Annotated in this window: 12 protein-coding genes; 8 read left to right on the top strand and 4 right to left on the bottom strand. The window is 67.6% G+C overall.

The features are described 5' to 3' along the window. From G3O00_RS35405 to creD, 4 genes are all read left to right on the top strand, one after another. Window positions 1-589: SDR family NAD(P)-dependent oxidoreductase (locus G3O00_RS35405; RefSeq protein WP_241025479.1), on the top strand; the 589-nt coding region annotated here is incomplete at its 5' end. A gap of 85 nt (window positions 590-674) precedes the next feature. Beyond that, window positions 675-1,379 carry a two-component system response regulator CreB gene (gene creB, locus G3O00_RS35410; protein ID WP_206145764.1) on the top strand — a complete coding sequence of 235 codons (705 nt, stop codon included), beginning with the start codon at window positions 675-677 and terminating at the stop codon, window positions 1,377-1,379. Window positions 1,380-1,394: 15 nt separating this feature from the next. Next, window positions 1,395-2,846, top strand: a complete 1,452-nt coding sequence (gene creC, locus G3O00_RS35415; protein WP_206145765.1) for a two-component system sensor histidine kinase CreC — start codon at window positions 1,395-1,397, stop codon at window positions 2,844-2,846. A 104-nt stretch (window positions 2,847-2,950) separates the two neighbouring features. After that, entirely contained in the window at window positions 2,951-4,342 is a 1,392-nt protein-coding gene (gene creD, locus G3O00_RS35420; RefSeq protein ID WP_206145766.1) for a cell envelope integrity protein CreD, read from the top strand. 99 nt (window positions 4,343-4,441) lie between these two features. Here the strand turns inward: creD and G3O00_RS35425 are convergent, their stop codons facing one another. Together G3O00_RS35425 and G3O00_RS35430 are read right to left on the bottom strand one after the other, a co-directional pair. Beyond that, window positions 4,442-4,864 carry a RidA family protein gene (locus G3O00_RS35425; protein WP_206145767.1) on the bottom strand — a complete coding sequence of 141 codons (423 nt, stop codon included), beginning with the start codon at window positions 4,862-4,864 and terminating at the stop codon, window positions 4,442-4,444. Continuing rightward, a complete protein-coding gene (locus tag G3O00_RS35430) occupies window positions 4,849-5,106 on the bottom strand; it encodes a hypothetical protein (protein ID WP_206145768.1) in 258 nt (85 codons plus the stop codon). The genes G3O00_RS35425 and G3O00_RS35430 overlap by 16 nt, the downstream gene beginning before the upstream one ends. A gap of 91 nt (window positions 5,107-5,197) precedes the next feature. Between G3O00_RS35430 and G3O00_RS35435 the strand changes: the two genes are divergently transcribed. Both G3O00_RS35435 and G3O00_RS35440 read left to right on the top strand, forming a co-directional pair. Continuing rightward, on the top strand, window positions 5,198-6,208 hold the full coding sequence (locus G3O00_RS35435) for a choloylglycine hydrolase family protein (protein ID WP_206145769.1): 1,011 nt from the start codon (window positions 5,198-5,200) through the stop codon (window positions 6,206-6,208). Window positions 6,209-6,281: 73 nt separating this feature from the next. Beyond that, window positions 6,282-6,479, top strand: a complete 198-nt coding sequence (locus tag G3O00_RS35440) for an oxidoreductase-like domain-containing protein (protein ID WP_122947589.1) — start codon at window positions 6,282-6,284, stop codon at window positions 6,477-6,479. Window positions 6,480-6,554: 75 nt separating this feature from the next. On the opposite strand, the gene G3O00_RS35445 is transcribed toward G3O00_RS35440, so the two are convergent. Continuing rightward, window positions 6,555-8,015, bottom strand: coding sequence for an MFS transporter (locus G3O00_RS35445; protein WP_206145770.1), 1,461 nt, complete (start codon window positions 8,013-8,015; stop codon window positions 6,555-6,557). Window positions 8,016-8,185: 170 nt separating this feature from the next. On the opposite strand from G3O00_RS35445, the gene G3O00_RS35450 reads away from it, so the two are divergent. Both G3O00_RS35450 and G3O00_RS35455 read left to right on the top strand, forming a co-directional pair. After that, complete coding sequence (locus G3O00_RS35450) at window positions 8,186-9,058, top strand: LysR family transcriptional regulator (RefSeq protein WP_011354526.1); 873 nt, start codon at window positions 8,186-8,188, stop codon at window positions 9,056-9,058. 59 nt (window positions 9,059-9,117) lie between these two features. After that, window positions 9,118-9,438: a hypothetical protein gene (locus G3O00_RS35455; RefSeq protein ID WP_206145771.1), complete on the top strand. Its 321-nt coding sequence runs from the start codon at window positions 9,118-9,120 to the stop codon at window positions 9,436-9,438. Between the two features lie 51 nt (window positions 9,439-9,489). Here the strand turns inward: G3O00_RS35455 and G3O00_RS35460 are convergent. Continuing rightward, on the bottom strand, window positions 9,490-10,111 hold a 622-nt coding region (locus G3O00_RS35460; RefSeq protein ID WP_206145772.1), incomplete at its 5' end, for a LysR substrate-binding domain-containing protein.

Below are 10,111 nucleotides of genomic sequence, written 5' to 3' on the forward strand. Positions count from 1 at the left end.
ACCGGCGGCGCAGGCGCTGCCCGGCGTGCCGGCCGACGCGCTGCGCATCGGCGGCATCGATCTCGTCGATCCGCAGGCCGCCGCGCAGGCGCTCGATACCGTGCAGCGTGAATTCGGCCGGGTCGATGCGCTGCTGAACATCGCGGGCGCGTTCGTGTGGCAGACGATCGCCGACGGCGACGCCGCCACGTGGGACCGCATGTACGAACTGAACGTGAAGACCGCGCTGAACGCGTCGAAGGCCGCGCTGCCGCACCTGCTGGCGAACCCGGTCGGGCGCATCGTCAACATCGGCGCGGGCGCGGCGTTCAAGGCCGGCACGGGGATGGGCGCGTACGCGGCCGCGAAGGCCGGCGTCGCGCGGCTCACCGAGGCGCTGGCGGCCGAACTGCTCGACCGCGGCGTGACGGTGAACGCGATCCTGCCGAGCATCATCGATACGCCGCCGAACCGCGCGGACATGCCGGACGCGGATTTCACGCGCTGGGTGAAGCCGGAGCAGATCGCGGCGACGATCGGCTTCCTGCTGTCGGCCGACGCGCAGGCGATCACCGGCGCGTCGATTCCGGTGACCGGCCGCGTGGCATAGCGCGGCGGGGCAAGGGCAGGGGCTCGCGCCGCGGCCGGCCGTGCGTACAATGTCGCACCGGATTGCGCGAGCCCAGCCTGAGACCATGCATCAGCCCAATATCCTGATCGTCGAAGATGAAGTGGCGATCGCGGACACGATCATCTACGCCCTCGGCACCGACGGCATGCAGACCGTTCACTGCACGCTCGGGCAGGCGGCGCTCGACCATCTGCGCGACACGCGCTTCGATCTCGTGGTGCTCGACGTCGGCCTGCCGGATCTCAGCGGCTTCGAAGTGTGCCGGCGGCTGCGCACGTTCTCCGACGTGCCGGTGATCTTCCTCACTGCACGGCATGATGAAATCGACCGGATCGTCGGGCTCGAAATCGGCGCCGACGATTACGTGGTCAAGCCGTTTTCGCCGCGCGAGCTGGCGGCGCGGGTGCGCGTGATCCTGCGGCGCTTCTACCGGACGGCCGCCCCCGAAGCGGCACCCGTCCCCGTGCCGGCCGCGACCATCGCACCGGGCTTCACACTCGACACCGACGGCGCGCGCGTGTCGTGGCTCGGCCACGCACTCGACCTCACGCGCTACGAATTCGGGCTGCTGGCGCTGTTGGTGCGCCATCCGGGGCGCATCTATTCGCGCGAACAGTTGATGGACCTCGTGTGGCACGAGGCATTCGATTCGGCCGACCGCACGGTCGACACGCACATCAAGACGTTGCGCGCGAAGCTGCGCGCGATCGACCCCGAGCGCGACCCGATCCGCACGCATCGCGGGATGGGTTATTCGCTGCAACCGTAACGACCGGCACCGCCCATGCATATCGGCCTGCGCATCTTCTTCGGTTTTTTCCTGATCGTCGGCCTGGCCGCGCTGATCACGCTGCGCGTGTTCGTGCAGGAGGTGAAGCCGGGCGTGCGCGAGGCGATGGAGGACACCCTCGTCGATACCGCGCAAGTGCTCGCGACGCTGGCCGCCGCCGACATGGCGAACGGCCATATCGCCGACGGCGTGTTCGCGCGGCAGCTCTCGAATCTGCACGAACGCCCGATCAGCGCGAACGTGTGGGGTGTGCAAAAGAACACGATCGGCTACCGTCTCTACATCACCGATGCGCATGGCATCGTGCGCTACGACTCGTCCGGCAAGGCGGTCGGGCAGGACTATTCGCGCTGGAACGACGTGTACCGGACGCTGCGCGGCGAGTACGGCGCACGCAGCACGCGCAGCGATCCGAACGACGACAGCAGCACCGTGATGCATGTGGCGGCGCCGATCCGTCGCGGCAACGAGATCATCGGCGTGCTGACGATCGCGAAACCGAACCAGACGGTCGCGCCGTTCATTGCGCGCAGCCAGCGCAAGATCATGCTGTACGGCGCGCTGCTGATGGGCGGCGCGATCCTGATTGGCGTGGCCTGCACATGGTGGCTGGTGGTCGGGCTGCGGCGCCTGCAGCGCTATGCGCGCGCGATCGCGGCGGGCGAGCGGGCCGACATGCCGCTGCAGGGCGCGAGCGAACTGGCCGAGCTCGGGCGCGCGGTGGAAAGCATGCATCAGCGGCTGGAGGACCGGCAGTACGTCGAGACTTACATCCACACGCTCACGCACGAGATGAAAAGCCCGCTGGCGGCGATCAGCGGTGCGGCCGAACTGCTGCAGGAGGAGATGCCGGTCGCGAACCGCCGGCGCTTCACCGAGAACATTCGCCGCCAGGCCGGCCGCCTCGAACAGATGATCCGCAAGCTGCTCGCGCTTGCTGAAGTCGAGCAGAAGCAGCGCCTGTCTGTGCGCGAACCGGTCGCGTTGCGGCCGGTGCTCGAACAGCTCGTCGACGATATCGAGCCGCGCGCGCGGCAGCGCGGCGTGAACCTCGCGATCGACGCGCACGACGCGGCCGACCCCGCGGTCGTCGAAGGCGATCCGTTCCTGTTGCGCCAGGCGCTCGGCAACCTGCTCGACAACGCGCTGGATTTCGCGCCGCGGGGCAGCACGATCCGCATCGCGCTCGAGCGGCAGACGGCGGGCAAGGCGCACGTCGCCGTCGTGCGGGTTGCCGACGACGGCCCCGGCGTGCCCGACTACGCACTGGCGCGCGTATTCGAGCGCTTTTATTCGCTGCCGCGCCCCGACGGGCAGGATCGCAGCACGGGCCTCGGGCTGTGTTTCGTCCGCGAGGTCGCGATGCTGCACCGCGGCCAGGTCGCGCTCGCGAACCGCGACGAAGGCGGCGCGTGCGCGACACTCACGCTGCCGTCGGCGGCCTGAGCGCGCTTCACGTTCGCCTCACATTCGCTTCACACCGGCTTCAATCGCCCTTCACCGGGGCTGCTCATGCTGACCGTACCCTTTTACTCCGGTACTTGTCGGCCATGAATCGAGTCCTGTTGTTCAAATTCGCGATCACCGCGTTTCTCGCGCTGCTGATCCTGATCCCGCTGCAGATGGTGCAAAGCATCGTGCAGGAACGCTCCGCGTATCGCCGGGATGCGCTGCAGAGCATCTGGTCGAGCTATGCGGGGCCGCAGACGGTGGCGGGCCCCGTGCTCGTCGTGCACTACACGGAAATCACGCGCGTGCGCGACGATGCGCCGGCCGGCCGCGCGGCCAAGACGAGCCTGCGAAGCGAGACGAAGCGCCTGCTCGTGTTTCCGAAGACGCTGAACGTCGACGGCACGCTGACGACCAGCGTCCGCTATCGCGGCATCCACAAGGCGCTGGTGTACGAGCTGGCCAGCCGGATGACCGGCACGCTGCCGTTGCCGGACCTGAAGAAGCTGCCGCAGGCGGACGGCCACGTGAGCTTCAAGGTCGACGATGCTTATGTCTCGATCGGTATCGGCGACATTCGCGGGCTGACCGCGCAGCCCGACTTGCGTATCGGCGGCGCGCGCTTCGACGTCGAGCAGGGCACGCGGCTGGACAGCCTGCGCCAGGGCGTGCACGCGAACGTCGATCTCGCGGCGCTGGCCGATGCAAACGCGGGGGCGGTCGTGCCGTTCAGCATCGACCTGCCGCTGCGTGGCGCGGATTCCGTCGCGTTCGCGCCGGTGGGCGACCAGAACGATTTCTCGCTGAAATCGACGTGGCCGCATCCGAGTTTCGACGGCGCGTTCCTGCCGAACAACCGCACGGTCGATGCGCGCGGCTTCACCGGCAACTGGCGCGTGACGTCGTTCAACACGAAGGCGCGTGAACAGATCGCGTCGGGCGACGGGGAAGGTGCGATCGAAATGGCGTCGGTGTCGGTGATCGAACCCGTGAACGTCTATCTGCAGGCCGAACGCGCGACAAAGTACGGCGCGCTGTTCGTGATGCTCACGTTCGCGAGCTTCTTCATGTACGAACTCGTGAAGCGGCTGCGCATTCACCCGATCCAGTACACGCTGGTCGGCCTGTCGCTCGCGCTGTTTTTCCTGTTGCTGCTGAGCCTGTCCGAACACATCAAGTTCGCGTATGCGTATCTCGCGGCAAGCGGCGCATGCATCGGGTTGCTCGCCTTCTACCTGTCGTTCGTGCTGCACAGCGTGAAGCGCGGGGCGGTGTTCGCGGTGCTGCTCGCGGTGCTCTACGCAGCGCTCTACGGGTTGCTGCTGTCGGAAGACAACGCGCTGATGCTCGGTTCGCTGCTGCTGTTCGCGATCCTCGCCGGCATCATGACGCTCACGCGCCGCGTCGACTGGTATTCGCTCGGTGCCGCGTGGCAGCCGCTGGCCGACAAGGCGGGTGCGGGTGTCGCGAAGCCGGGTACACCAGCGAAGTAAGCGCTCGGGTGGCGAGCAGGTGCGCCGGTCGGGAATGTCCCGGCTGGTGCGTCATACGGCGCGGCGCGGCGCGGCGACGCGTCGCGCCGCACCGCCGATTCACGCACGCGATGCAGGCCGGCGAAACCGCGCCAGTGGAATCTCGGCAACAGCGGTGATCTCGATCAGCAGATCGGGATGGTAGAGACGCTCGACCTGAACGGTCGTCGTCACCGGATAGGGCTCGGAGAAATACGTTTTGCGGATGTCGCCAGCCTGCATGAAAGCATCGATGTCGGTCGCGTAGTGCACGAGCGAGATCACGTCCTGCATCTGTCCGCTCATCGTGGCGAGCACGGCGCGGATGTTGTCGAGCGTCTGCCGCACCTGCGTGCGCATGTCGCCGTGGCCGACCACCTGGCCGTCGCGGTCGAGCGCCACTTGCCCCTTCAGATGCACGATCCGGCCGTCGCCCTGGATCACGGCCATCGAGAACGCGCCGAACGGCGCCCAGACTTCCGGCGGATTCACTGCTTCAGCCATGACGCAGCTCCTGTGTGGCGTGAACGGGTCGAGCACAGCGGATCGATGTCGTCGATCATCGCGCCATTATGGATGGAATCGCTTTTGCGCTGCCTGCGGCCGGTGCGAACCGCCTGTCCCGATCGGGCGGCTCCCGGGCGGCGATATTTTTTCTTTCGCGGTGTGAATCGATTCGACTGTTGACGTAGCAGTAATTCTGCGGCGATTTGCACCTGGAGCACGTCTGCACCGATATGATGCACACGCGCATTCCGCGGTCGGGGACGCGCATGGTCCGAGGGGCGGGCCGCTCACGCGCCCGCTATCGCTTCTCGTCAAAACAAGGAAAACAACATGTGTACGAGTTTTGTGATCCGCACGGTGGATGAGCACGTCGTCTATGGCAGAACCATGGAGTTCGCAGAGGATCTGGGTTCGGTCCCGATCGTCATCGAGGCCGGCAAGACGCTGTACGCGTCGCCGCCGCTCGGCAAGCAGGGCAAGAGCTGGACGACGAAGTACAAGGCGATCGGGATGAACGGGCTGAAGATGCCGATCCTGGTGGACGGCATCAACGAGGCGGGGCTGGCCGGCGGGATGCTCTACTTCCCGGAGTTCGCCGAGTATCCGGCGCTGACACCGGAGAACACGGCGCACGCGTTGGCGCCGTGGGATTTCCTCACCTGGGCGCTGACCGGCTTCGACAGCGTGAGCGACGTCAAGCAGGCGCTCGATGGCATCGTCGTCGCCGATATCCCGCACCCCGCATTCGACGGCGCGCCGCCCTTGCATTACACGCTGCATGACGCGAGCGGTGCATCGCTCGTCGTCGAGCCGGTCGGCGGCGAACTGCGTGTCCACGACAACCCGCTCGGCGTGATGACCAACTCGCCGCCGTTCGACTGGCATTGCACCAACCTGCACAACTACCTGAACCTGTCGCGCGTCACGCCATCGAGCAGGACACTGTCGCTGTCGCGCGACGCGAAACACGTGAAGCTCAAGGCGTATGGCCAGGGCTACGGGATGCTGGGCCTGCCCGGCGACATCACACCGGCGTCGCGTTTCGTGCGCGCGGTCGGGTATGCGACGTACGCAGAAAATCCGCATAGCGGCGCCGACGCGATCCGGCTGGCCGAACACATCATCAATACGTTCGACATTCCGAAAGGGTGGATCAAGGAGGAAGTCGATCACGATCAGCCCGTCTACGAATACACGCAGTGGACCACGATCGCCGACCTGGAGGCGCGCAAGTATTACTTCCGGACGTATGACGATACGGTGATGCGTGTGATCGACCTGGCGACGTCGAAGGTGTCGACGCTCGCGTCGCCGACGCACGTCGAACTGACAACCGTCTAGCCGTTCGGCCTGCTGGAAGCGGCGGTGGCCCGGATCGACCTATACTGATCGTCTTACTTCACCGGACCACGCCGTGCCGAACCAACCTTCCGGGGATCCGTCCGTCGACGATCCCCGTCCGACCCCGCCCATCCAACCCGAACTGGAAGACTGCTGCAACAGCGGCTGCTCGCCGTGCGTCTTCGATCTCTACGACGAAGCCCTCGCGCGCTACCGCGTCGAGCTGGCCGAATGGGAAGCGCGCCAGGCGCAACGCCAGCATCACGCGTGAGCCGGATGCCGGCGAGCGGCTGCACTTGCACCGCTTCCGCGTCGGCCCCTGCCGTCGCTGCGATTCCCGTCGCGCTTACGTTCCGGGATGCAGCCGCCGATGCAGCGGCCCGAGCATGGCCGACAGCGCGATGCACACGAGCAGCACGGCCGTCAGCGCGAACATCGACGTCCTGAAGCCCTGCACATAATCGAGCGCGGCCGGATGCGTGCCGAGCCGGGCGAAGAACATGCCGCCGAGCGTGGCCGCGCCGACCGCCGCACCGATCTGCAGCATCGCGGTGACCATCCCGGATGCGACCCCCGCGCGCGCCGTGTCGACTTCCGCGAGCACGATCCGTACGACCGACGGCAGCACGAGGCCCTGGCCGATCCCGATCGCTGCGATTCCCGCGTAAAAGCCGGGGCCCGGCGCGGCTGCGCCCGCCAGCGCGGCGGCTGTCGCGACGCCGGCCGCGAGCATCGCGAAACCGAGCGTGAGCACGCGATAGCCGCCGAACCGGCCGACGAGTCTCGGCATCAGCAATGGGCTCGACAGGAAGCCGAGCCCGAGCGGCAGGATCGCGAGCCCCGACGCGAGCGGCGACCAGTCCAGGCAGCCCTGCAGGTAGATCCCGTAGCTCAGGAAGAACGCACTCAGCGTATAGAACAGGAACGCCAGCACGAGCCCGAGCGCGACGACGGGGTTGCGCAACAGTCTCACGTCGAGCAGCGGATCGTGTCCGCCCGCGAGACGGCGCGCCTCGACCGCCAGCAGCGCACCGAGCATCGGCAGCGCGCCGACGAGGCACGCGACCATCCACAGCGGCCAGCCGGCCTCGCGCCCGTGTGTGAGCGGGTAGACGAGCATCAACAGGAACAGCGACAGCAGCACCATGCCGGGCACGTCGATGCGCTGGCCGCGCGGCGGCCGGCTTTCCGGGATGAAGCGCCAGCTGCCGATCAGCGCCAGGATCCCGATCGGCAGGTTGACGAGGAAGATCGCGCGCCAGCCGAGCCCGAACGGATGCAGGCTGATCAACGCGCCGCCGCCGAGCTGGCCGATCACGGCCGCGAGGCCGAACACGAAACCGTAGAAGCCCATCACGCGCACCTGCTCCTGCGGGCTGAACACGCTGCGGATCGTCGCGAGCACCTGCGGCGCGAGGATCGCGGCGAACAGGCCCTGCAGCACGCGGCCGCCGACCAGCACCGCGCCGCTGCCGGCGAGCCCGCACAGCGTCGACGCGACGACGAAGCCGGCCATCCCGATCATGAACATGCGCTTGCGGCCGTACAGGTCGCCGAGCCGGCCGCCGGTGATCTGCACGACCGCGTTCGCGCACGCGTACGCCGACACGACCAGCTGCAGCTCGGCCGGGCGCGCGCCGATGCCGTCACGGATGGCCGGCAGCGCGAGATTCACAATGAAGTAGTCGAGCGGCGGCAAAATCGCGCCAACCAGCAGGACCACCAGCGCCCAGCCGTAATGGCTGCGCGGCGTCGCCGCGGCGGCCGTGCCGGCCGGCACGCAGGGGGCAAGGGTGTCGTTCGTCATGGAAGCAGGTCCGAAAGAATGAGTGCCACATTCACGCCGGACGCGACGCCAGATGCGCCGGTTCGGCCGTGGACGGGCGATTGACCCCCATTCTGGATGGTGGCGATGAATCGGAAAAGCGGGAATTGGTGGTAGCATCCATCGGGTTAATCGATGGATGGAGAATGGCGATGCGCGGTTTCGATCTGGATCAGTTGCGCACGTTCGCGGCGGTCGCGGACGCCGGCAGCCTGACGGCCGCCGCGCCGCTGCTGCACCTGTCGCAATCGACGGTCAGCGAGCAGGTACGCAAGCTCGAATCGCGTGCCGGCGTGCCGCTGTTCGTGCGCAGCAAGCGCGGGGTCGAGCCGACCCCGGCCGGCTCGCGGCTGCTGCAGCACGCGCGGCGCATCGTCGCGCTGAACGAGGCCGCGTTCGACGAAGTGCGCGGGCAGGCGATCAAGGGCGAGCTGCGCGTCGCGATCACCGATTACTACCGGACCAACGAAGTCGCGGGCCTGCTCGCGCGGCTGCGAGAGTGCTACCCGCAACTGAGCCTGCATGTCAGCGCGATGAAGAGCGCGGATATCGAAACGGCGCATGCGCGCGGGCAGGTCGATCTCGGCGTGGTGATGAACCTGTCGAGCGGGCCGTTCCGGCCGGCGTCGGCCGATACGCGCTGGGTGCTGCGGCGCGAGCCGCTGTCGTGGGTCGCATCGCCCGCGCTGGCCGAGCAGTTGCCCGAGCCGCTGCCGCTCGTGCTGCTGCCGGACGACTGCATGATGCATCAGGTCGCGGTGCGCTCGCTCGACGAGCAGCACACGCCGTACCGGCTCGTGCACAGCGCGTCGGGGGTCGCGGGGCTGCAGTCGATGCTGGCGGCGGGGCTGGGCGTGGGCTGCCTGTGCGCGTCGGCGATCGGCGAGGGCCTGATGCGGCTCGGCGCGAAATACCGGCTGCCGCCGCTGCCCGACGCGGTGTTTTCGCTGACGCCGCCGATGCCGGGCGAACGCGAAACCGTCACGCAGGCGCGCGAGGTGCTGTCGCGGCAATTGCTGATGTAAAACCCAGTCGCACGACCTGCGGCGGCGCGTATCTGAGAGGCGCGCGAAGGAACATAAAAATGAACGACGAACTGCAACGCCAGATGGCCGCGAAGCTGCAGGATGCGCTGGAGCGCGTGGTCGACGAACGCACGCTGATCCACTTCCTGCGGGTGCTCGGCCACGACTGGAACAAGGAGCGGCAGCTCGAGGCCGACGTGCTGCCGTCGCCGTATTCCCGCGCCGCGCTCGGCTGGGAAAACCACTCGATCGGTGAGTACCTGGACGCGATGGTCGATTGGGCCGAGGCGTCGGAGGAAGGGCTGCGCTGCTACGACCTGCCCGACAATCCGTGGCGGCGCATGGCGGACATCCTGTTCGCCGGGAAAATCTACGAATAGCGCCGCTGGGGCGATTCGTTCACTGCGTTCGTGACTGTCGCCGCGAGCCGCCTATTCGATGGCTTCGCCGTTCACATACGCATGCAGCCCGTCGGCCAGCGCATCGAACACCGCGCGGCAGCGCGGGCTCGACCGCAGGTCCTCGTGCATCACGACCCAGGTTTCCAGCTGCATCGCGGGCCCGTCCGGCAGCACGCGCACGAGCCGCGGGTCGCGTTTCGCGAGCCCGCTCTGGCAGAAGCCGATCCCGTAGCCGGCGCGGATCATCGCGAGCTGCGCAACGTTGCTGTCGGTACGCAGCGCGAAGGCATCACGTTTCCACAGCGGCATGCTGCGCCCCATCGAACGGATGAACGGCGTGACCGTATCGAAGCCGATCAACGGGTGATGCGCGAGTTCGTCGATCGTCGTGGGCGACCCGTTGCGCGCCAGGTAGTCGTCGCGCGCATACAGCCCGACGTCGATTTCGCCGATGCGCCGTGCAACGAGCGCCTCCTGCACGGGCGGCGCCATCCGGACCGCGATGTCGGCCTCGCGCTTGAGCACGTCCTGGATGCGGTCGGTCGGCACCAGTTCGATGACGAGCCCCGGATGGTTGCGCCGCAATTGCGCGAGAATCGGCGGCAGCACCTCGACGGCGATCACGTCGCTGGCCGAGATCCGCACGATGCCG

This window comes from Burkholderia sp. Ac-20384, from assembly GCF_017104605.1.
Lineage (GTDB): Bacteria > Pseudomonadota > Gammaproteobacteria > Burkholderiales > Burkholderiaceae > Burkholderia > Burkholderia lata.

Bases quoted from the DNA above. Each gene is read 5' to 3' on its own strand.
- creB (WP_206145764.1), top strand. From the start codon at position 675: ATGCATCAGCCCAATATCCTGATCGTCGAAGATGAAGTGGCGATCGCG.
- creC (WP_206145765.1), top strand. From the start codon at position 1,395: ATGCATATCGGCCTGCGCATCTTCTTCGGTTTTTTCCTGATCGTCGGC.
- creD (WP_206145766.1), top strand. From the start codon at position 2,951: ATGAATCGAGTCCTGTTGTTCAAATTCGCGATCACCGCGTTTCTCGCG.
- G3O00_RS35425 (WP_206145767.1), bottom strand. From the start codon at position 4,864: ATGGCTGAAGCAGTGAATCCGCCGGAAGTCTGGGCGCCGTTCGGCGCG.
- G3O00_RS35435 (WP_206145769.1), top strand. From the start codon at position 5,198: ATGTGTACGAGTTTTGTGATCCGCACGGTGGATGAGCACGTCGTCTAT.
- G3O00_RS35445 (WP_206145770.1), bottom strand. From the start codon at position 8,015: ATGACGAACGACACCCTTGCCCCCTGCGTGCCGGCCGGCACGGCCGCC.
- G3O00_RS35450 (WP_011354526.1), top strand. From the start codon at position 8,186: ATGCGCGGTTTCGATCTGGATCAGTTGCGCACGTTCGCGGCGGTCGCG.
- G3O00_RS35455 (WP_206145771.1), top strand. From the start codon at position 9,118: ATGAACGACGAACTGCAACGCCAGATGGCCGCGAAGCTGCAGGATGCG.